Below are 22020 nucleotides of genomic sequence, written 5' to 3'. Positions count from 1 at the left end.
AGCGACTGGCATCGCGTCGTCCCGTCATGGTCGGAAAAAGCCCCCGACTGTCCGGTCCGCCGCGAGCGCCCGATTGAAAAGCCCCGTTCGTTGAAGGCATCCAGCGGGCGGGGACGCAATGAGACAGACGCGGGGAACCCCTCTCCCGCGTCGAAGTCGGGTTCACCCGACTTCGACACTTAAGTTCTGGACTCGGGCAAGCCCGAGGCCAGTGAGAGGGGCAGGGGTGAGGGCAGGCCAGACAACCAGATCGCGCAAGCGGCTCCTCAGCCTCTCCTGCGCTTTCAGGGTGAAGCCGGCGCTGCGGCGCGGTCGCGCCTCGATAATCAGCGGCAGGCCCTCATCCCTGCCCTTCTCCCATCCGGGAAAAGGGTTCCCCGCGCCCTTCATCCGGCACTTCGCCTCACCCGTCGCCCCAACCCGCCGCTGGACCCGTCCATGACAACGACGCCCGAAATCCACACCAAGGTCACCGGCGACGAGCTCGCCCATGTCTTCGACGAGGCGCCCCCGCCCGCCGATCTCAGCGGCTACGGCATCGAGGACTGGATCACGCTCGCCGCCTTCTGGGTGATGGTCGGCTGCGTCATCCTGCAGTTCTTCACCCGCTATGTCCTCAACGACAGCTTCGCCTGGACGGAGGAGATCGCGATCTACGCCCTGATCGTCGTGGTCTTCTTGGGCGCGTCGCTGTGCGTGCGCGCCTCGCGCCATATCCAGGTGGATTTCCTCTACCGCTATCTCTCACCACGCGCGGGGCGCGTGCTCGCCAGCTTCGTCGACATCGTCCGCATCGGCTTCTTCGCCTATGCGACCGTGCTGATGCATCGCTACGCGTCGCTGATCCCCGACGAGATGATGACCACGATCCAGTTCCCGAAATCGGTGGTGTTCTATGCCGTCGTCCTCGCCTTCGCGCTGATGACGCTGCGCTCCGTCCATGTCGCCTGGCTCAACTGGCAGCGCGGCTATTCCGTTCTCGAAAGACCGTCCGCCTTCGACGGTTCGGAAGCCTGAGGCCGCCATGCTCATTCTCCTCGGCTCCTTTCTCGGCCTGATGGTCCTCGGCGTACCCGTCGCGATCGCGATGGCCGTCGCCTCGCTGGCCTTTATCCTGATCTCCGGCACGGTGCCCGACGTCATCCTGGCCCAGCGCATGATCGCCGGCGTCGAGAGCTTCCCGCTGCTGGCCGTGCCGTTCTTCATCCTGGCCGGCAACCTGATGAACATCGCCGGCGTGACCGGGCGCATCTACGCCTTCGCCGTCTCGCTCGTCGGCTGGATGCGTGGCGGTCTCGCACAGGTGAACATCATCGGCTCGGTGATCTTCTCGGGCATGTCGGGCACCGCGATCGCGGACGCCGCCGGCATCGGCACGATCGAGATCAAGGCGATGAAGGACCATGGCTACTCGACCGAGGTCGCGGTCGGCGTCACCGCCGCCTCGGCGACGCTGGGGCCGATCATCCCGCCCTCGCTGCCTTTCGTGATCTACGGCATGATGTCGAACACCTCGATCGGCGCACTCTTTCTCGGCGGCGTCATCCCCGGCGTGGTGATGACGCTGTTCATGATGGCCACCGTCGCGATCTTCGCGCGCATCTACAGCTGGGGCTCCGACGCCAAATTCTCCCTGCGCGACCTCGGCACGGCCGGCATCGAAGTCGCCGTCGTGTTCGGCTTTCCCATCCTCGCCTATGGGCTGGTCTGGATGGGCCTGTCCGTGAACCTCGCCATCGGGCTGGCGCTCGCCGTGCTGCTGGCGCTGGACTATTATTTCGACTTCTCGGCCGTGATGGCGCTGATGACGCCGGTCATCCTGATCGGCGGCATGACGCTGGGCTGGTTTACGCCGACGGAAGCCGCCGCCGCGGCGGTGATCTGGTCGCTGTTCCTGGGCCTCGTCCGCTATCGCTCGATGACGATGCGCAGCCTGACCAAGGCGACCTTCGACACGATCGAGACCACGGCCTCCGTGCTGTTCATCGTGACCGCGGCCTCGATCTTCGCCTGGCTGCTGACGGTTTCGCAGACGGCGCAGATCCTGTCGGATCTCATCCTCGGCCTGACCCAGAACAAATGGGTGTTCCTGATCCTGGTGAACCTGCTGCTGCTGTTCATCGGCTGCTTCCTCGACACCATCGCCGCCATCACCATCGTCGTGCCGATCCTGTTGCCGATCGCGCTCAAGCTCGGCGTCGATCCGATCCATTTCGGGCTGATCATGACGCTTAATCTGATGATCGGGCTGCTGCATCCACCGCTCGGCATGGTGCTGTTCGTGCTCTCGCGCGTCGCGGGACTGTCCGTCGAGCGAACCACCATGGCGATCCTGCCCTGGCTGATCCCGCTCTTTGCGGCGCTGTTTGCGATCACCTTCATTCCCGAGCTGACGCTGTGGCTGCCCCGCTTCATGGGGATGACCCGCTGAGAGCCCTGCCCCGAAACTCTACTCCGGAGGCCGTCTGACGCGGCTTTCTGCGCTTCCGGTGCTCACGGACATGAAGTCCGCTGCGCTCCGGTTCCCGAAATCCGCGCCAGCCGATTCACCGGAGCGAGTTTCGAAACAGACTCAAGGGGTCGTCGCTGCCGCCTGCGCCGAATTCGAGATCATGGGCCAGGACGTCATGGCCCAAGCAATCACAGGACAGGAACAGGATGAAGATCGTCGCCGTCGAACCGTTCATCATGCATCTGCCGCTGACGCAGAGCTCGATTTCCGACTCCACGCACAGTGTCACGCATTGGGGCGTGGTGGGAACCCGCATCCGCACCGATGACGGGCTGGAGGGCTACGGCTTTACCGGGACGCATTCCCACCTGGCCTCGGACAGGCTGATCACCAGCTGCATCTCGGACTGCTATGCGCCGCTGTTGATCGGAGAGGATGCGAACGACCGCACGCGGCTCTGGACCAAGCTCGCGCGCCATCCCGCCCTGCAATGGGTCGGACGCGCCGGCATCACGCATCTTGCGTTGGCTGCAGTCGATGTCGCGCTCTGGGATCTCGCGGCCAAGAAGGCGCAGATGCCGCTCTGGAAGTTCCTGGGCGGGCAAGGCACGCAGAGGCTCGAAGGCTACAACACCGATATCGGCTGGCTGTCCTTCACCCAGGACGAATTGGTCGCGGGTTCGCAGCGTGCCGTCGAGGTCGACGGCTTCACCCGCATCAAGCTCAAGGTCGGCCATGACGATCCGACGACGGATATCGACCGGCTCGCCGCGGTGCGCGCGGCGGTCGGCCCGTCCGTGCGCATCGCGATCGACGGCAACGGAAAATGGGACCTGCCGACCTGCCTGCGCTTCTGCGCGCAGGCCACGCCGCTCGACATCTTCTGGTTCGAGGAGCCGCTCTGGTATGACGACGTCGCCAGCCATGCCGCGCTGGCAAGGGCGACCTCCATTCCCGTCGCGCTCGGCGAGCAGCTCTATACGCTCGACGCCTTCAAGGCCTTCCTCTCGGCCGGCGCGCTCAGCTTCGTGCAGCCGGATGTGACGCGGCTTGCCGGGATCACGGAATACATCCAGGTCGCCGACCTCGCTTATGCGCACCGGCTCCCGGTCGTGCCGCATGCCGGCGAGATGAGCCAGGTCCATGTCCACCTGTCCTACTGGCACCCGGCCTCGACGATCCTCGAATACATTCCCTGGATAAAGGACCATTTCGAGGAACCGATCCGCGTTGAAGGCGGCGTCTACGCCCTGCCCCAGCATCCCGGCGCGGGCACGACGCCGCTGGCGGCGAGCCTCGAGCGCTTCGGTCAATCGCTCCGGTAGAGCCGCGACGTCGTAAAGCCGCGCAGTCTTGGAGTCGCGCAGTCTTGGAGCCGCGCAGCCTTTGGAGCCTTCGCGCGCCATCCGGCTCGGACAGGGCCAACCGCCCATGGTTGCGGATGAATGCGCCCATAAACGCCGTCGGACGTCCCGGTGAATCGCGCCATCTGCGGCCATTGAGTGGCTCCCCTGAAGCGGGCGCACCCGGCATAGGCACCAGTCGTCGGCCGCCGACGCGTCACCGCCGTTCGTCTCGAGGGCCGAGTAGACAGAGGAGGACGGATCACCTCGGCGTGTGTTTGATTGTTGAACCGCAGGCGATTACCGCCTCTCGCATGACAACCTTCGATGCACAGCAAAGGAGCGGCGACTATGTCAGCGATTGCCAGCATGTTTTCGCAGTCGTTCTTCCACGGAACCAAGGCCGACATGACACCCGGAGACCTGATCGCCGTCGGCCACCGGTCCAATTTTACCGAGGCCGCACCGCTATCCTGGGTCTATTTCGCGGGCACGCTGGATGCTGCGATCTGGGGCGCCGAGTTGGCCGCGGGCAGTGGAAAAGAACGGATTTATGTCGTGGAACCAACCGGGCCGGTCGAGGACGATCCCAATCTCACGGACAAAAAGTTCCCTGGTAACCCGAGTTTGTCATATCGCTCTCGCGACCCGCTACGCGTCATTGCCGAAGTGACGAATTGGCAAGGTCACCCGCCTGAGCGACTACAGGAGATGAAGGACGGTCTCGCCCGTTTGAAGGCAGAAGGCGCCGATATCATTGACTGACGTCATTGGCGAACGACGACATCCGCCCTCCGCTGCATAGTCGGGCGTCTGATCGCGCGTGAGCAGGCGGGAGTGAGCATATGGTCGACCGCATACCCAAGCGCGCGACCGCGGGCCGAGCATCCCTGGCAAGCGGCCACTGAAATCAGGTGGCCGCCATCGTCTCGTCAGTCCGCTCGCTTCTCGTGGCCAGGGGCGTGCTCGCGCGCCAGCACCCTCTGCACCGCCGGATCGGCAGCAATCCTGTCATGCAGGGCCTGGACGTTGGGGTACTCGTTCAGTTGGCCAGGCAGCAGCTTCTTTGCCCACCGCATCATTGGAAACGCATACGCATCGATGACCGAGCGTCCGCCGTCGAGGATATATTCGCGTCCGTCGAGGTGCCGGTCGAGCATGGCAAATTGCTTGGCCACCAGTTGCTGCCCGGCTGCCGACACGGCCTTGCGTGCGGCATCGTTGGTGTCGGTCGTGTAGCGAGACGGCATGAAGATTGGCCAGAAGGCGGCGTGAACGTCCGACGTCAGGAATGCGGACCAGCGATGCGCCTCGGCTTTGGCGCGCAGGTCGTTGCCGCCGGCAAGCATGGCCTCCGGGTGTTTGTGCGCCAGATAGTCCAAGATGGCACCGGCTTGCGTCAGAAGCCAGCCGTCATCCTCGCGAAGCGTCGGCACTGCGCCGGCGGGGTTCACCGCAAGCAGTTCGTCGGAGCCATATTGCACCTTGACCGCTTCATAGGGCTTACCGATCCATTCGAGGGCGATGTGAGGAGCCAGCGAGCAGGCACCAACTGCATAGTAAAGCGTAGGCATTGATGTTTTAACTCCTTGATCTGGTTGCTAGCGCGATCAGTTGCCCCAAGCTCGCTTCAGCCATCAGCTGCTCTTTCCGATGTCGTGTGCTGAAGTGGCGGGTTGCACTGCCACCCTGACGATTGGCGCGACCTCGGTTCCCAGAAGCTCGATCGAGCGCTTCATCGCTGCCGTTTCGAGCGAGGCGGTGCTCATCTGGAAGGTGATGCGCGAGACGCCGCCGAGCACTTCGGTGGCATGAAGCATCTTCGCCGCGACCGTCTGTGGATCGCCGATCAGGAACGCGCCGTCCGGGCTCGCCATGGCGTCGAACTGCTGGCGCGACGGCGGCGGCCAGCCGCGCTCGCGGCCGATCCTTCCCGTCAGATGCGCCCAGCCGGGGAAGAACGCTTCCCTGGCCGCCGCGTCGGTCTCGCCGACGAAGCCCATCGCGTGGACACCCACCTTGAGCGTCTCGGGAGCATGCCCGGCGCCCAGGCCGGATTCGCGATAGAGCTCGACGAGCGGGCGAAAGCGCTCGAAGGTGCCGCCGATGATCGCCACCATCAACGGCAGGCCGAGCCTGCCGGCGCGAGCGAAGGATTGCGGCGTGCCGCCGACACCGACCCAGAGCGGCAGGCGCGCCTGGTGGGGACGCGGGTAGACACCCTGGCCCTCCAGCGCCGCGCGGAAGCGACCTTTCCAGATCGGATAGGTCGTCTCGTTGAGCTTCAGGAGCAGATCGAGCTTCTCTGCGAAGAGTTCGTCGTAGTCCCGCGGGTCCATACCGAACAGCGGATACGCCTCGCCGAATGAGCCTCGGCCGACGATGATCTCGGCCCGCCCCCTGGCGATCAGGTCCAGCGTCGCGAACTCCTGAAAGATCCGTACCGGGTCGGCGGCGCTCAGCACCGTCACCGCGCTCGTCAACCGGATCCGGCTGGTGCGGGCGGCGGCGGCGGCCAGGATGATCGCCGGCGCGGAATCCAGGAACTCGGCGCGATGGTGCTCGCCGATGCCGAAGACATCGAGCCCGGCCCGGTCGGCGACCTCGACCTCGTCGAGGAGATCGGCCATGCGATCGCTCGGCGAGGGAAGCTTGCCTGTCGTGGGGTCCGGGAGGATGGCGGCGAAACTGTCGATACCGATTTCCATGGGCGATCCTTGCGAGCTCATTTGGCGGCGCGAAGTGGGGAGATGGGTTGGGAAGCGGCGAGCGATCCCATGGTCAGAACCGGTAATTCGCCATGACGCCCACCAGTTTTATGACCTGCGCCGGCCCCGTCTCTCGAGTGAACGCTCCCGGATCGAAGATTCCGACCGAAGCCGCGAGGTTCAGCTCAGGTGTTGCCTGCCACGCTATGGCGATCTCGGCCTGCGTTCCGATGAAGCGCGCATCGCTGTCCTTGCCGCTGCGGACGAGCGCACCCGAGATTGCATAAATTCCGTCCCCGGTGCTCTGTCGCCAATAGGCCGTACCCGACAGCGACAGCTCGACGTCCCTGTGCGGGCGGACCGTAAGGGAAGGCCGCACATGAATCAGGTTGCGCTGTCCGATCGGCGACTGGGAGGCAAAGTACTTGCCCCTGGGAAAGAGCGGATTGAGCGTTCCGAGCTCTGGATCGTCCGGATCATCGTCTCCCGAGATCACGTCCGCGGTGAGCCTGAGATCGGGCTGCAACGGGACCTGCGAGAACCGGTGGCCGATCTCGCCACCGATGCCCCAGCCCACCCTCCGGTGGCCTGCGAACCTGCCTCGCTGAAAGGCGCCCTCAAGGTTCCAGTACGTGCTGCCGGTATCTCCGAATATGCGGGTTCCGATGGTGTGGACCAGCTCTCTACCGGTGCCCTGATCGTAGACCGCATTCCGGTCCCGCAGCCCGAGATAATAGAGGTCGAAGCCGTTCGCCCGACCATCTCCCAGCCATCGCGTCGCATAGACGCCCCATAAGGACTTCTGGGTCGACGTCCGATCGTCGAAATCGTCAAGCCGGTTGTCCACCGGGCGAAAATAGAGCGCCGTCACCTGCCAGGACTTGGCTGTCAGAGACATGTCGACGCCGTCGAACGCCTGCGGAATGTTGGGGCCATAGCGCGTGTCGACGAAGCGTCCCGCGCCCAGTGAGACGAGCTTGCGGCCTGCCGACGCCCGCAGCGCGGTCTCCTCCGAGACATCCGTTTCCACCTCGATAAAGGCCTGCAGCATATCGGCGCCGGTCGTATCGACAGGCCTCTTGGCGCGGCGAACGCCCGATATCCCGGAGACGATGGGCTGTGCGAACAAGCGCAGCCTACCCGCATGAAAATCCGCATAGGGCATGAAACGATGCCAGACATAGCCATCGTCCGGCGCCGCACCCCAGCGCACATTGGCATAGCCCTCGTAGCGCGATCGGACTTCGAGGCCTGTCGTGACATAGCTCGATCCATCCGCGCTCAAGGAAATGTACTTGAATGGCTCCGTCCACTGGCCCGTCCGCTGCGTCGGGTCTGCGAGATAGGACCAGTTCTCCGGATATCGCTCGATCGTCAGAGTCGGCGCGCGCCCGATATCCGTGCCTGTCTGGGCGTCCGCAATAACAGGCAGCGTTGCTGCCGCGAAAGCGATGGTCCACTTTCGCGGCGACAATTGTTTCAGGCTTTGGCGAAAGCGCCGGCTGGATCGCCGGAGCTTCACGGGGCTTGGCACGGAGGGGATGGCGAGCCGCGACACCGGATCCATCGTCTCGCAGGGCATCTGGTTGCTGCTCGCCACCAGGCCACGTCAGCCAGCGGCGCTCGGCACCGGCGTGTTGAGCAGTTGCTGCTCCCACAGATACGCCATGCCGCTGCCGGCCACGTGATCCTTGAGGATCTCGACCAGCGCAGGGAGTGTCCCGACCTTCGTATAGTCGCGCTGCCATTCGCACGCGAGCGCCATCCACGTCATCATGTTGCAGCCCGCCGCGATCATGCGCTGGATAGCCACCTGATGGGCTTCGACCGACACGCCGCCGCAGGCGTCCGTGATCACCGTCACGTCCCAGCCTTCGCCGGCAGCCTGAATCGCCGGCATGGCAACACAGATCTCCGTGAACAGACCGGCGATGACCAACTGCTTGCGGCCGGTCTTCTTGACCGCGTCGACGACCTTCTGGTCTTCCCAGGTGTTGATCAGCATCCGGTCGATCACCTCCTGGCCGGGGAAGACGTTGGTTATCTGCGGAAAGATGGCCCCGCCTCGGTCAGCGAGCACGCTCGTGAGGATCGTCGGGACGGCATATGCCTTGGCGGCCTTCGCCAGGCCCGTAGCGTTGTTGACCGCCATATGCGGGTCGTGGCTGTTCACGTTTGTGAGCTGGTAGGGCTGGTGGTCGATCAATACGAGGACCGAATCTTCTGGGCGAAGGAGCGACTTCAGGCCGTTGCGAAAGGTCATGACTATCCTTTTCTGCTGTCGTCAGTGAACGGAGCGCGGGCCCAAGCGAGAGCACGCCGCCTTGTTTTGGCGTTCCTTCAAGCGTTACGGTAGTGCCGCCAAGCGCGAAGCTGTGTCGCATAATGGGGAACGTCGACATGGACATCGAGGATCTGCAGACATTCGTCGAGGTTGCGGATGCCGGGGGCGTTTCAGCCGCCGCGCGCCGGCTTGGCCTCTCCAAATCCATCGTCAGCCGACGACTGATCCGCCTCGAAGCCGATATCGGCGTGCAGCTTGTCGCGCGAACCACCCGCGGCGCCGCGCTGACGGAAGCCGGGGCGTTGTTCCGAGATTATGCAGCCAGAGCTTGCCTCGAGATCGACACCGCCAGGGAAACGATCGTACCGGACGGCGACCTCCGCGGTCGTCTGCGGATCGCCATGCCGCTCACATTCGGCCCGACGCATTTTACGCCCATGCTCGCGGAGATGTCGCGACGGCACCCGCAACTCCACATCCACGCTTCCTATAGCGATCGCTTTGTCGATCTCGTTGCGGAGGGCTTCGATTGCGCGATCCGGGTTGGCACCCTGCGGGATTCCAGCTTGGTCGCCAGGCGCGTCGGGCCGATCCGAGGAACGCTGGTCGCGAGCCCGGACTATATCAAGGCCCATGGTTCGCCGGAGGCGCCGGGTGATCTCCTTTCTCACCAAGTCCTCATGCAAGGTACCGAAACCTGGCGGTTCATGGACGGCGACGACATCGTCACGATCCAGCCCCGAGGACAGTTCAAGGCCGATAACGGCACGGCGCTCGCCGTCGCCGCCGTAGCAGGACTAGGCATCGCCCAGCTTCCCGACTGCATTATCCACGAGCATGTGGCCTCCGGTGCGCTTGTTCCGGTCATGCCTCGCTACCCGCTGCCGCCATCAGGCGCCTATGTCGTGCGCCCGCCGGGCCAGCATCCCGAGCGGAAGATTCGGGTCCTCACCGAGTTGCTGGTCGAGCTGCTCGACCAGGATCCGCGCTTCAGGGAGCTCAATCGCTAGCGGGTCAACCGCGGAGAACCCGCATCGGTCCGCCCGTATCGACTGGGGCGCTGGGCTTCGTGCAGCCGGATGTGACGCGGCTTGCCCCACGGATACATGGAGGTCGCCGACCTCGCTTATGCGCACCGGGCGGGGTATACGCCCTGCCCCAGCATCCCGGCGCGGGGACGACACCGCTGGCGGCGAGCCTTGAGCGCTTCGGTCAATCGCTCCGGCAGAGCCGCGAAGACTCGGACATCAAGAAAGACTTGGACATCAAGAAAGACTTGGACATCAAGGCCAACCGCCCATCCTTGCGGATGAATGCGCCCATCGGCGCACGACGCCGAAGGCGGTTTCCACACAGCCTCCGCCCTGTCCCGAAATCCAAAGCGTCTGCTGTCTGGCAGTCCGCTTGGCGCGCCGACAGATTGGCTCAACGACCCTGGCCAAAGAACGGCGCCCTTTCGCGAAGGAACGCGAGCAGGTGCTGCACGCGCGGCACCATGGCCCGTTCGGACGGCACCATTGCTTTTATCCAGAGATCGGGAACGGCATAGCCCTCGAGGATTTCGACCACTTCGCCGGCGGCGATCGCTGCGGACGACACATACCTGCTGATCATTCCGATGCCGAGGCCGGCTTTCGCTCCGTTCAGAAGCAGAAGCATGTCGTTGCTGGAGACGCGCGCCCTGACAGCGACGCTGATCCTGCCCTCGGGGCCCATGAACGGCCAATTGGCTCCCGTCGGCTGATAGACAAGACAATCATGGCTTTGCAGCTGGCGCGGATCCTCCGGGCAGCCGCGCGACCCGATGTAATCGGGGCTTGCGATGAGGCTCCTCCTCACCGGCCAAAGGAAGGTGTCGATGACGCCGTCGAAACTGAGGGGAAAGGCGCTGATGGCGATGTCGAACCCCTCGGTTGCGGGGTTGAACGGGCCGTCCATGAGGAGAACCTCGACGTTCAGCGAGGGATGCGCCTGGACAAACTGCTGAACCACACCGCTGAGGTGCAGGAAGCCCTGGGTCGTCGGCAGCTTGATGCGGATGGTGCCTTCCAGCTGAGCCGCTCCCTTGCGCATGGCGGCGACCGCCTCGTCATGCAGGTTGACGGCATCCGTGATGCGCTTGAGGTGGTACTCGCCATCGGCGGTGAGGCCGACGCTGCGCGTGGTGCGGTCAAGCAGCCGCGCATTGACGGCGGCTTCGAGCTGCATGACTCGCTTCGTCAAAACCGAGGGCGAAAGATCGAGCGCTTCGGCCGCGGCAACGAAGCTGCCTCTGCGAGCGATCGTGATCAGCGCCCGCATATTCTCGATCATGCTCATTATTCACGATTCACGAATTCTGGATCGTACACAAGGCGCTTTTTGAACCGCACCGAGGCAGATAGCGTCATCGGCAGAAGGTGAGACGCCGAATTCTTGCCGATTGAGCAACTCATGTGCAGCCTTTCGGGAATCCCGGCGGCATCGCACCGGGTCATGCCCGCTCGTTAGCGATGAGTTTCGTATCTCGAACCGCAACTGGCTGCCGGTGCTGACGTCGCGAAGCTGCCCGGAACTCTGCCGTGAGTGGCCGACACGAACGGGCGGCTGCCGGCGCAAGCCGCTGGGCACCAGACAAGGAAAGGAACGAACATGAAGCCAGAACGGTATGACGTCATCGTCGTGGGCGGCGGCTCCGGGGGAGTCGGTGCGGCCGTCGGCGCCGCGAAAGCGGGCGCGCGCGTCGGGTTGATCGAGGCCGCCGGCTGCCTGGGCGGGGCCGCCACGATGCGCAACGTGCTGACCTATTGCGGGCTCTACACATTGGCCGAGCCGCCCCGGCAATCCGTCGCCGGGGTCGCCGAGCAGGTCATGGCCAAGCTGCGCCGCTGGGGCGCGGTGACGCCTCCGACGCGACATCGCGGCGTATTCGTCATCTTCGATCCCGAGGCCGTCAAGCGCGCGCTCGACGAGGTCTGTCGGGAGGCCGGGGTGGATGTGCTGCTCCACGCCTTCGTCTCGGGGGCGGACCGCGAAGAGAACGTGGTAACGCGGGTCCACTACGCCGACCATTCAGGCGTGCACGCGGCGGAGGCCCACGCCTTCGTCGATGCGAGCGGCGATTGCGACCTGGCCTTCTTCGCCGGCGCATCGACCCGCTACGGCAACAACGGCGCGGTCAACCTGGGCACGCTCGGCACCCGCTTCGGTGGCGTTTCGCCCGATGCGGACGTGTCGGCCGCGAGCGTCACCGCCGTCATCGCGGCGGCCCGGGACCGCGGCGTCGCCGGGCTGACCAAAAGCAAGAGCGTGATCGCCCGACTGCCGCTGTCGGGCGACGTCGTCGCCTACCTCGCCAGCGAGGATTATGACGCCCGGGACGCGCGCAGCATGACGCGTGCCGAGATGGGCGGGCGTGCCCAGGCCTGGACCTATCTGGAAGTCCTGCGCAAGCTGCCGGGCTGGGAGCGCGCCTACCTCTCCTCGACAGGACCTGACTTCGGCACGCGCGAGAGCCGGCACATCAACAGCGCCCAGCAGCTCACCTGGCAGCACGTCACCGAAGGGCGGCGCGTTGCCGATTGCATCGCGCTCGGCTCCTGGGGGGTCGAGTGGCACGATCGCGAGACGCTCGAGAGCAGCTTCATCTACCCGCCGGACCGCGGCACTTACGATATCCCGCTCGGCTGCCTGATGAGCGCCGACACGCCGAACCTGTTCGCCGCCGGGCGCACCGCGGACGCGGATCGTGAGGCCGGCGCCTCCCTGCGCGTGATGGGCACAGCCTTCGCCACCGGCCAGGCGGCGGGCGTGGCGGCGGCGTGCTTCGCTCGGGACGGACGCGCCGAGCCTGCTGAGGTGCGCCGTATCCTCGCCGGCCAGGACGCGCTGCTCGACCCGGCAGATATGCCGCCGCCGGTCGCGACCGCCTGACCGCGAAGGGTCTGACCCGCGCACAACACGACAAACAAAACAAACAAGACAAAACCGGGAGGATGCAATGCAGCCGAAAGCCATCAGTCAGGAGCAACTCGGGCGAGACAACGCCTCTTCCTGCATCACGGCCGTGCCAGCGAGGTTGCTCGTGCACACGCTCCGGGCCTTCGCCGCCGCAGCCATGCTGTATGCGTCCCCCGCGACATCACAGGATTGGCCGAGCCGGCAGGTGACGGTCATCGTGCCCTTCGCGGCGGGGTCCACCCCCGATATTGCCGCGCGCATGGTGGCCGAGCGCCTCCAGGCCAAGCTCGGGCAGCCCTTCGTGATCGAGAACAAGCCGGGAGCGAGCGGCAATCTCGGAACCGCAAGCGTCGCGCGCGCCGAGCCGGACGGACACACCATCGGCGTCAGCATCGTCGGGCCGCTTGCCCTCAACCCGCTGCTGTTTGCCAAGATGACCTACGACCCCAAGACCGAACTCGCGCCGGTGACGGTCTTGGCGTCACAGCCCAGCGTGCTGGTCGTCAGCAAGGATCTCGGCGTCACAAACACGGAGGCGTTGATCGCACTCCTGAAGCGGGATGCGAGCAAGCTGAACTTCGGCTCGATCGGAAACGGGTCGCTGTCTCATCTGGCGGTGGAGGCGATCGCCCTTAATAGCAATGCCAGGCCGGTCCATGTCCCCTATAACGGCTCGCCTGCGGCAGTGACCGCCTTGATCCGTGGCGATGTGCAGATTGCGGTTTTGCCGGCGTCCTCTGTCATGCCGCAGGCCGAAACCGGTCAAATCGTGCTTCTGGCCGTCACAGCCGCACGACGCTCCGCCCTCCTGCCGGATTTGCCGACGCTGGCCGAGGCAGGAATCGCCGGGGTGGAGGTCGACAGCTGGATCGGGCTGGTCGCACCGGCCAGGACGAGCCCCGCGATCCTGGCGAAGCTGGAACGAGAAGCCCGCCAAGTCCTGGCTGAACCTGCGATCCGCGAGAAGTTGAAGGTCCAGTACATGGAGCCGGTCGGCAACGCGTCCCAGGACTTCCGTGCGCTCCTCGACACCGAACTGGAGCGCTGGGGTCCTGTCATCAGAGCCAACAACATCAAGCTCGGTCAGTGACGACGGTGAGCAGGCGCGCTCAAACCGCGCCATCCGTGCTCGGACAGGGCCAACCGCCCATCGTTGCCGATGATTGCGCCCATAAACGCCAGTCGGACGTCCCGGTGAATTGCGCCAAGCGCTGACGTTGGGCCTCCATCCGATCCCACCGGCACCATTGGCGCTCCTCAAGCGATCACAAATCGGCAAAGGCGGCAGTGCAAAGGCGGTTGGTGCAGGAGGCTTCAGTGTCCCATGGTCGCTGACGGGACCGTTCTTCGGAGTGCCCCACTCCGATTGATTCTCATGGCCGGCCAGGGACTTGCTGACTGAGCAGGTAAATGACCAGAACGGCGAGAGCGAGCGAGCACAGTTTCCAGAACCGAAGCGGGTTTTTCTGGACGAGCGGCGTCGGTTCCACGGACATGAGAGCCCGGTTCGGATTGCGCAGGTCGTAGACGAATTCCGAGAGCAGGCCGTAGCGCTTGGCCGGATCGGGATCCACCGCCTTCCTGAGCGCAGCATCGATCCAGGCTGGAGTTTCGCGGCTCTCGTCGAGAGCCGTCGCGTACAGCACCTTGCGCTGCTGCGACCGGGTCCTGGTCTTGGCCATCTCGGCACCGTAGGGCAAACGCCCGGTCAGCATCTCATAAGCGATGACACCGAGCGAATAGAGGTCGGAACGCGGCGAGCCGCCTTCGCCGAGGAGGTATTCCGGCGCCATATACTGCGCCGTACCGAGGATCGCCTCCGCCCCTGCCGGGCTCGCCTCGGCCACGCCTGCGACCCGCGTCGAGCCGAAATCGATGATCTTCACCGTGCCGGTCGCATCGATCATGATGTTGGCCGGCCGCAGGTCCTGATGCAGCATCTCCTTGCGGTGGAAGGCGAGCAGGCCCCGGCCGATCTGCTCGACGATGCCACGCACCGTCTCGAGCGCCGGCCTCGGATTGTCGATCATCCATTGCGCCAGCGTCCGGCCCTCGACGAACTCGGTCGCGACATAGAGATAGCCGCGCGCCCGCGACTGATTGCGCGGCTTCAGCACATGGGCACTGTCGAGGCGGCGCGCCACCCATTCCTCAAGCATGAAGCGCCTGAGATAGCCCTCATCGCCGCGCAGATCGATCGACGGAATCTTCAGTGCCACCAGACTCTCGTCATCGAGGTCGACGGCGAGATAGATATGGCTGCGGCTGCTGGCGTGCAGCTGCCGGACGATGCGGTAACCGTCGAAGGTCATCCGCGGCTCCAGCAGCGGTGGCAGCGGCAGCTCGACCTGCCGACCCAGAGCGTCGCTGGCATCGGCTGACGGCAATTCGTCGATCCGCACGATCTGGACGGTCAGATTGTCGGCGCTGCCTCTCGCATGAGCTTCCGTTGCGATCAGCCGCGCCGCTTCGTCGAGTGCCTCGCTTTGCGCCGCCAGCGTGTCGGTGACGAAGCGCGGGCCGACATGCTCGTAGACGCCGTCCGTCGCCAGCACGAAGACGTCGCCCTTCGCCAGAGGCAACGTCTGATAGTCGATCTCGACCTGCGGATTGGCGCCGAGCGCCCGCGACAGATAGCTCTGCTCGGCCGAGACGCTGACGCGGTGATCCTCGGTGAGCTGCTCGAGCGACTGGCCGGACAGGCGGTAGATGCGGGAATCGCCGATATGGAAGATGTGGGCGCTGCTCCCTTTCAGGACCAGCACCGAGAGCGTGCAGACATAGCCCTTGTCGCGCTCATAGGCATGCTGGCTGCGGCGTGTCTGCGCGTGCAGCCAGGAATTGGTCGCGGCGATGACGCGCTGCGCCGAGGTCTTCACCGACCAGGCCTCGGAGGTGCAGTAATAGTCGGTCAGGAAGCTCTTGATCGCGGATTCGGCGGCGATCCGGCTGACGCTGCTGCTGCTGATGCCATCGGCCAGCGCGACCGCGATGCCCTTGAGGCCGAGCAGCGGCTCCTCCGGGATCAGGGCGCCATGGAAGTCCTGATTGGTCTCCTTGCGTCCCCTATCGGAATGCTGGCCGACCGAGATCGTCAGTTTATGCGACATCGCTTGCCATACCGGCAGGGCCCCGCCGCAGGGTGGCGAGGCCCGGCGCGGCACTCATTCGAAGGAACGCTTCGGCGCGGTGCGGATGTGCGTGGCGTAAAGCGTCAGCCCGGTGAAGGCGAGGCCGCCGACGAGATTGCCGACCACGGTCGGGATTTCGTTCCAGAAGATATAATCGAACCACGTGAACTTCCCGCCCAGCAGCAGGCCCGTGGGGAACAGGAACATGTTCACGATCGAATGTTCGAAAGTCATGAAGAAGAACAGCATGATCGGCATCCACATCGCGACCACCTTGCCCGTAACGGTGGTCGAGATCATGGCACCGACCACGCCGGCCGAGACCATCCAGTTGCAGAGCATGCCGCGGACGAACAACGTCAGCATGCCGGCGGCGCCGGCCGAGGCGTAGCCCAGCGTGCGGCCTTCGCCGATGTGGCCCAGCATGACACCGACCTTGTCGGGCTCCTTGGAGAAGCCAAAGGTGGTGACGATCGCCGCCATCACCGCGACGGTGAAGGCGCCGCCGAAGTTGCCGAGGAATACGAGCCCCCAATTGCGCAGCACACCTTTCAGGGTCACGCCCGGCCGCTTGTCGATCAAGGCAAGCGGGCACAGGACGAACACGCCGGTCAGCAGGTCGAAGCCGAACAGATAGAGCATGCAGAAGCCGACCGGAAACAGGATGGCTCCAACGAGCGGGATGCCGGTTTGGACGATGATTGTAATGGCGAACCAGGCGGCGAGCGCCAGGATCGCGCCGGCCATATAGGCGCGGATGATCGTGTCGCGCGTCGACATGAAGATCTTGGATTCGCCGGCATCGACCATCTTGGTCACGAATTCGGACGGAACGAGATAGGACATGAATGCTCCCCAGAAGCGTTGTGTGAGACGGTGCGCCGGCACCGCCGACGAGAATTCGATGGGATGGCGCCGCTTGCGCGCCGTTCAGGCGGCGGCCGGCACCAGCAAGGCGGCCGGTATCAGGACCGTGCCGCCCTCGATCCTGATTGGGATCTTCGGGACGCAGCCCTTGTCGGCGCCCTGGGCCTCGCCGGTCTGCAGGCTGATCACCCAGTTGTGCAGCGGGCAGGTCACGCCATGGCCGTGGGCGATACCCTGGCTCAACGGTCCGCCCTTGTGCGGGAAGCGGTCGCGCAGCGCGAATATCGCCCCGTCGGCCGCCTTGAACACGGCGATGCCGCCGCCCGGCGCTTGAACGACGCGAGCGCCGCGGAGCGGGAAGTCGTCGGCGCGCCGGGCGCGGCCTCGAAGCGTTTCTCCAGCGCCCGCCCCGGCGCCATGCCGTTGCCCACCACTACAAGCGACTGCTTGGTCATGGAAATCCAGAATGTAAGAGAGATCCTGGCTGGATCGCGCAACGCTGCGCAGTCGAGCTTCAGAGGTGGCGCTGCCTCATTGCAGCGGAATACCAAAGCCTAACAAGATCCATGCCAAACCTGGGGCGAACGCAACGGTTTCAAATTCGACGATTTTTCAGAATGCAGGGCAGAATGGGGCAGTTATTTAGGCAAATATCGGTGAAATGTTGAGCAATACGCCCCAGCGCGAGCGTCATTCCAACCGATATGCGCATGCCCTCTCCAGCGCCGGTTTGCGGCCCAAGATCACATCCGCGCAGGTGCTGTCGATGGGCTGAAGATTGCGAGGCGGAGAGCCCGCTTCTCGTCCAGCAGACAGGTTCAGAGGACCGATTTGCCTCTGTTTGGGTTAGACGATCCGCCCGGTGCTCCAAGCATGACCGGCACCGAGATCTGCATGGCGATCTCTTCCAGGGAGCCTAGCGCGCTGCCTGCCGAACGGCCCTTTTCGTCTCAGCGACGGCTGCTCGAAACCCGACCCTGATGCCCACTGGACAGGAACCGCATGAAAGCCGGCGGGAGCTCAATGAAGCCGAGAGCTTCCTGACGGATATCGAAGTCCGCGATAGCCTCGGTCAGCATCTCGAATTCCCGCTCACCATCAGAAGCCCTCGATGATGAGATCAGCTGTGCAGCTCGCAGCACAGCAGCCTTCCGCTCTTCATAAGACGAGATCATCACGGCGTCGGCGTTCGGCATGACACCACCTCATCGCTACGCAACCTCACATCTGCTAAACTAGCGACTTAACCTCTGGAATACGAGTCGCTTATACAAGATGGCTCGGTAGCCGGCCCCAAACGCCTAAAATGGAGTTAGCTGACGGACTGGGCTCAGAGACGTGGGCCATCGTAGCGCGCCAGGAGCCGCAATGACCGCGAGCCCCACGCCCGATCCGCCCATCGGTCAGCGTACGCCATGACGTCCTGCTCGCGCGAAGACTTGCCTGAAAGCAGACTTGCCTGAAAGCCTGCGAAACACCGCGACCCGACATTGGCCCCCGCGCCGATAGCTGACATTCAAAGGTTGCGGGGGCTTAGCCCCATCGCAGCGCAGCCGTATGGACCGGCGCGTCCCAGAGCGCGGTCAAGCTGTCGTCCAACGCCGTGACCGTCAACGAACACCCCGCCATGTCGAGCGAGGTGACATAGGATCCCACCAGCCCGCGCGCGAGGGCGAGACCCCGCCCTGCCATCACGCGTTTGGCAGCATGGGCCATCAGATAGAGCTCCATGGCGGGCGTGCCGCCGAAGCCGTTGACCAGCAGCAGGCAAGGCGTGCCGCTCGTCACCGACAGGTCGTCGAGGATCGCGCCCATCATCTCCTCTGCGATGGCGTCGGCGGATGCGAGTTTCACGCGTCTGCGGCCCGGCTCGCCATGGATGCCGACGCCCATTTCCATCTCGTCCTCAGCGAGGGTGAAGGTCGGCTTTCCTGCCGCAGGCACGGTGCAGGAGCTGAGCGCCACGCCCATCGAGCGGGTGCGCCGGTTGACCTCCTCGCCCAGGGACTTCAGCGCGCCGAGCTCGCGGCCCTGCTCGGCGGCCGCGCCGACCATCTTCTCGACGATCAGCGTGCCGGCAACGCCGCGCCGGCCGGTCGACCAGGTCGATTTGGGAACGGCAACGTCGTCATCGGTGATGATCGTCGCCACCGGAGTCGCGGCCATCTCGGCCGCCATCTCGAAATTCATCACGTCGCCCTCATAGTTCTTGACGATGAAGAGCGAGCCGGCAGCCGTGCCGACGGCGTTCACCGCGGCGAGCATCTGGTCGGGCGTCGGCGAGGTGAAGACCTGGCCTGGACAGGCTGCGTCGAGCATGCCGACCCCGACGAAGCCCGCATGCAGGGGTTCGTGGCCGGAGCCGCCGCCCGAGATCAGCGCGACCTTGCCCGGTGTCAGCGCTTTGCGGCGAACGAAGGCGCCGCCATCGCCCAGCGCCAGGATGTCGCCATGGATCGCCTCCAGGCCCTGGAGGCTTTCCGACAGGATGCTGTCGACCGCATTGATCAGCTTCTTCATGGGGCTCCTCCCTGCGTATCGGCTTCGTCTTCGGCGGCGGCCGGGATCAGCGACACCAGCCCGCGCGCGACCCCCAGCACGATATGGTCGGCCCGCGCATTCAGGTCGGGGCTGCCGAAATCCGGCAGCTCGACCACCAGCCGGCGCATCGGCCGCGTGGCATCGACCACCTCCAGGCGCCCAGGATGGGCGGCGCGATAGGCATTCAGGAAAGCCTGCCGTTCCGACGGCGCGAAGTGGCAGAGGTGGAAGATCGTCTCCAGATGCTGCACCGGCACCGGTGTGGCATAGGCGGGGCTGATGATCTGCGAAATGAAGCTGCGGTTCTTGCCCAGGGCCTCCGCCAGCCGCTGCCTCGTCCCGGACGGACGGTTCTCGATCACCGCGCGCAGGATCGCCTTATAGGCGGCCAGCGGCGATGGCTCGGTCGGGGCGGCCTCGGGACTGGTCATGCGGCTTCGTCCGGTGCGGAGAGATCGACGCCGCGGATGGCGTCCTTGGCGAGCGCCAGCAGGCCGGGAGAGACCGATACGGTGCGGATGCCGGCGCGCAGCAGCGCTGCGATGGCGCGCGGCTCGCCGCCAGCATCGCCACACAGGCTGACCTCGCGGCCAGTCTTAGCGCCATGGCGCGCAACATGGGCGATCATCGCAAGCACGCCCGGATGCAGGACGTCGGCATAGCTCGCGACCTCCAGCCCGTCGCGCGCAGCGGCGGTGGCGTATTGCGTCAGATCATTCGAGCCGATCGAATAGAAGGCCGCGTCGAAGCGCGCGACCGCCATCGCGGCTGCCGGAACCTCGACCATGATGCCAAGTGCCGGCATGGCATGCGGCATGCCTTCGGCGGCAAGATCCACCAGCACCGCGTCGAGCAGCGCTCGCGTCTGCTCCAGCTCGTGTGCCGTCGTCACCATCGGCAGCATGATCTTGAGCGGACCGATGGCGGCCGCGCGCGCCAGGGCGCGCAGCTGCACGCGGAAGATCTCGGGATGACGCAGCGACAGCCTGATGCCGCGCAGCCCCAGGAAGGGATTGGCTTCGCCAGCAAGCGTGTAACCGGCAATAGGCTTGTCGCCGCCGGCGTCGAGCGTGCGGATCGTCACGGGTCGGCCCGCCGCCCAGCGCAGCAGGCCGGCATAAGCCCCGAACTGGGCGGTCTCGTCCCGGAGGCTCTGCTCGACGAGAAACTCCGTGCGGGTCAGGCCGATTCCGTCGCATGCCTCCGGCGGCAACGCAGCGACATCGGCAAGGCCGGCGACATTGACCATCACGGCGATCCGGGTACCGTCCTTGGTCAGCGCGGGTTGCGACTTGCGCGCCTCCGCCTGGTCGCGCAGGCGACCGAGTTCGCTCGCCTGTCTCTGCGCGCGCGCGATGCTCTCCTGCGACGGGCCGGTCAGGACGAGCCCCGCCACGCCGTCGACGATAACCGTGCCGGACACCGCCTCCCATTCGGAGCCGATGCCGACCACCATCGGCACGCTGCGTCCGCGCGCCAACATGGCGACATGGCTGGACGGGCTCCCCGAGCCGAGCACGATGCCGCCACCGCGCGACCAGTCGATGCCGAGGAAGGCGGAGGGGGGCAGATCCTGTGCCAGGATGACGGCGCCCGGTGGCGCACCCGCCAGCTCGGGCAGATCGAAGAGCTGGCGCAGCACCCGGTCGCAGATGTCGGCGAGATCGGCCGAACGGGCCCGGAAATACAAATCCTCGGAGATGTCATATCCGGCGATCTCCTCCGCCATGGCCTGTCGCCACGCCATGTCCGCGGGCATGCCGCGGTCGATCGCGGCATAGGCGCTCTCGGTCAGGGCATCATCCTCGAGCAGCGCCACCTGAAAGCCGACGATGTCGGCGGCTTCGCCCTCGAGGCTCCCGGCCAGGGCTGTGACAGCCTGCAGGGCGGCGGCGACCGCGTCCGCCAGCGCCTGTTTTTCAGTTGCGACGCTCCCCTTCGCGCGCCTGAGCTCACCGACCGCGCGAAACGTCACGGCCGGCCCGAAGGCGAGCCCGCTGGAGGCGGCGAGACCAGGTAGACGCCGTTCCATCACGGCTCACTCCTCATCGAATTTGCGCGTGACGATATCGACCAGTGCGGTGATGGCGGCTGTTGCATCCGCACCGCTGGCCTTGAAATGCAGGACCTCGCCCTGGGATGCCTTGACGCGCATGATCTTCACCGGGCTCTTCGCATCGGTCCACGGACCGGCCGCGCTGGTCGCCACCTCGATGCGGGACGCGAAGCGCTTGGCAAGCTGGGTGAGCTTCACCGACGGGCGGGCATGGAGCCCGACCTTGTTGGTGAGCAAGGCGCTGGCCGTCACCTCCTGCATCCCGATCATCCTCTCGCTACCTTCGGTCGACGCATCGTTCATGCCGAGATCAGCTCCTCCGCGGTTGCCCGCACGACCGCCAGCGGCGAGCCGCCGGACGCCTCGGTCGCGGCCATCACGGCGCCTTCGACGATCGGAGCATTACAGATGACGATGCGCTCGCGCCGCTCCTCCGGCATCATTTCCACCGCCATCTCGCTGTTGGTCTCGGCCCCGCCGAGATCGACCAGGATGGCGACGCCGGCCTCCGACCACGCCCTGTCGATGGCCGCCATGATGGCGGCGACATCCGTGCCCAAGCCGCCCTCGGCATTGCCCCCGGCCGCAGCGAGGGGGACGTTGTCGCCGACCATCTGGCGCACCATGTCGGCGGCACCTTCGGCGACCTTGGCCGAGTGCGACACGATGACGATGCCGACATTTTTGCTGGCTGGCATG

At 65.2% G+C, this 22020-nt stretch carries 20 protein-coding genes and 1 pseudogene; 7 read left to right on the top strand and 14 right to left on the bottom strand.

Translation table 11 applies throughout. The features are described from left to right. Positions 1-438: 438 nt before the first annotated feature. The 4 genes from BHK69_RS14420 (at position 439) to arr (ending at position 4560) form a co-directional block, all read left to right on the top strand. Positions 439-1017 (top strand): TRAP transporter small permease, encoded by a 579-nt coding sequence (locus BHK69_RS14420; RefSeq protein WP_069690702.1) that lies wholly within the window; start codon positions 439-441, stop codon positions 1015-1017. A 7-nt stretch (positions 1018-1024) separates the two neighbouring features. Next, a complete protein-coding gene (locus BHK69_RS14415) occupies positions 1025-2431 on the top strand; it encodes a TRAP transporter large permease (RefSeq protein WP_069690701.1) in 1407 nt (468 codons plus the stop codon). Between the two features lie 227 nt (positions 2432-2658). After that, on the top strand, positions 2659-3777 hold the full coding sequence (locus tag BHK69_RS14410; protein WP_069690700.1) for a mandelate racemase/muconate lactonizing enzyme family protein: 1119 nt from the start codon (positions 2659-2661) through the stop codon (positions 3775-3777). Between the two features lie 369 nt (positions 3778-4146). Beyond that, positions 4147-4560, top strand: a complete 414-nt coding sequence (gene arr / locus BHK69_RS14405; RefSeq protein ID WP_069690699.1) for an NAD(+)--rifampin ADP-ribosyltransferase — start codon at positions 4147-4149, stop codon at positions 4558-4560. A gap of 167 nt (positions 4561-4727) precedes the next feature. Here arr and BHK69_RS14400 read toward each other — a convergent pair whose 3' ends face one another. The 4 genes from BHK69_RS14400 to BHK69_RS14385 all read right to left on the bottom strand — a co-directional run bounded on the left by BHK69_RS14400 (position 4728) and on the right by BHK69_RS14385 (position 8766). After that, positions 4728-5369: a glutathione S-transferase family protein gene (locus tag BHK69_RS14400; RefSeq protein WP_069690698.1), complete on the bottom strand. Its 642-nt coding sequence runs from the start codon at positions 5367-5369 to the stop codon at positions 4728-4730. A gap of 63 nt (positions 5370-5432) precedes the next feature. Further along, entirely contained in the window at positions 5433-6503 is a 1071-nt protein-coding gene (locus BHK69_RS14395) for an LLM class flavin-dependent oxidoreductase (protein WP_069690697.1), read from the bottom strand. Positions 6504-6576: 73 nt separating this feature from the next. After that, positions 6577-8085, bottom strand: a complete 1509-nt coding sequence (locus BHK69_RS14390) for an alginate export family protein (RefSeq protein ID WP_158516210.1) — start codon at positions 8083-8085, stop codon at positions 6577-6579. Between the two features lie 27 nt (positions 8086-8112). Next, on the bottom strand, positions 8113-8766 hold the full coding sequence (locus BHK69_RS14385; RefSeq protein WP_069690696.1) for a hydrolase: 654 nt from the start codon (positions 8764-8766) through the stop codon (positions 8113-8115). A gap of 137 nt (positions 8767-8903) precedes the next feature. Here BHK69_RS14385 and BHK69_RS14380 point away from each other — a divergent pair, with 137 nt between their 5' ends. Further along, a complete protein-coding gene (locus BHK69_RS14380) occupies positions 8904-9797 on the top strand; it encodes a LysR family transcriptional regulator (protein ID WP_069690695.1) in 894 nt (297 codons plus the stop codon). Between the two features lie 415 nt (positions 9798-10212). On the opposite strand, the gene BHK69_RS14375 is transcribed toward BHK69_RS14380, so the two are convergent. Then, positions 10213-11100, bottom strand: a complete 888-nt coding sequence (locus BHK69_RS14375) for a LysR family transcriptional regulator (RefSeq protein ID WP_158516209.1) — start codon at positions 11098-11100, stop codon at positions 10213-10215. Between the two features lie 318 nt (positions 11101-11418). On the opposite strand from BHK69_RS14375, the gene BHK69_RS14370 reads away from it, so the two are divergent. Both BHK69_RS14370 and BHK69_RS14365 read left to right on the top strand, forming a co-directional pair. Beyond that, on the top strand, positions 11419-12699 hold the full coding sequence (locus BHK69_RS14370) for an FAD-dependent oxidoreductase (RefSeq protein WP_069690693.1): 1281 nt from the start codon (positions 11419-11421) through the stop codon (positions 12697-12699). Between the two features lie 151 nt (positions 12700-12850). Beyond that, positions 12851-13816 carry a Bug family tripartite tricarboxylate transporter substrate binding protein gene (locus BHK69_RS14365; RefSeq protein WP_069693660.1) on the top strand — a complete coding sequence of 322 codons (966 nt, stop codon included), beginning with the start codon at positions 12851-12853 and terminating at the stop codon, positions 13814-13816. Between the two features lie 283 nt (positions 13817-14099). Here BHK69_RS14365 and BHK69_RS14360 read toward each other — a convergent pair whose 3' ends face one another. The 9 genes and pseudogenes from BHK69_RS14360 to dhaM all read right to left on the bottom strand — a co-directional run bounded on the left by BHK69_RS14360 (position 14100) and on the right by dhaM (position 22019). Further along, a complete protein-coding gene (locus tag BHK69_RS14360; protein WP_069690692.1) occupies positions 14100-15836 on the bottom strand; it encodes a bifunctional protein-serine/threonine kinase/phosphatase in 1737 nt (578 codons plus the stop codon). A 54-nt stretch (positions 15837-15890) separates the two neighbouring features. Then, the gene (locus tag BHK69_RS14355) at positions 15891-16703 is read right to left on the bottom strand and encodes a formate/nitrite transporter family protein (RefSeq protein ID WP_069690691.1); all 813 of its coding nucleotides are present in this window, start codon (positions 16701-16703) and stop codon (positions 15891-15893) included. 84 nt (positions 16704-16787) lie between these two features. After that, a pseudogene (locus BHK69_RS14350) lies at positions 16788-17087 on the bottom strand (nitrite reductase (NAD(P)H) small subunit); the annotation flags it as partial. A 587-nt stretch (positions 17088-17674) separates the two neighbouring features. Beyond that, positions 17675-17920, bottom strand: a complete 246-nt coding sequence (locus BHK69_RS14340) for a hypothetical protein (RefSeq protein WP_069690689.1) — start codon at positions 17918-17920, stop codon at positions 17675-17677. Positions 17921-18257: 337 nt separating this feature from the next. Further along, on the bottom strand, positions 18258-19244 hold the full coding sequence (gene dhaK, locus BHK69_RS14335; RefSeq protein ID WP_069690688.1) for a dihydroxyacetone kinase subunit DhaK: 987 nt from the start codon (positions 19242-19244) through the stop codon (positions 18258-18260). Continuing rightward, entirely contained in the window at positions 19241-19696 is a 456-nt protein-coding gene (locus tag BHK69_RS14330; RefSeq protein WP_069690687.1) for a hypothetical protein, read from the bottom strand. Before BHK69_RS14330 ends, dhaK begins: the two co-directional genes overlap by 4 nt. Further along, positions 19693-21297 (bottom strand): putative PEP-binding protein, encoded by a 1605-nt coding sequence (locus BHK69_RS14325; protein WP_069690686.1) that lies wholly within the window; start codon positions 21295-21297, stop codon positions 19693-19695. The genes BHK69_RS14330 and BHK69_RS14325 overlap by 4 nt, the downstream gene beginning before the upstream one ends. A gap of 6 nt (positions 21298-21303) precedes the next feature. Next, positions 21304-21624, bottom strand: a complete 321-nt coding sequence (locus BHK69_RS14320) for an HPr family phosphocarrier protein (protein ID WP_069690685.1) — start codon at positions 21622-21624, stop codon at positions 21304-21306. After that, the gene (dhaM, locus tag BHK69_RS14315) at positions 21621-22019 is read right to left on the bottom strand and encodes a dihydroxyacetone kinase phosphoryl donor subunit DhaM (protein ID WP_069690684.1); all 399 of its coding nucleotides are present in this window, start codon (positions 22017-22019) and stop codon (positions 21621-21623) included. The genes BHK69_RS14320 and dhaM overlap by 4 nt, the downstream gene beginning before the upstream one ends. Between the last annotated feature and the right edge of the window lies 1 nt (position 22020).

The organism is Bosea vaviloviae, assembly GCF_001741865.1.
Lineage (GTDB): Bacteria > Pseudomonadota > Alphaproteobacteria > Rhizobiales > Beijerinckiaceae > Allobosea > Allobosea vaviloviae.
The sequence above is the reverse complement of the archived record's forward strand: the minus strand, read 5'-3'. Positions and strand labels throughout refer to the sequence as shown.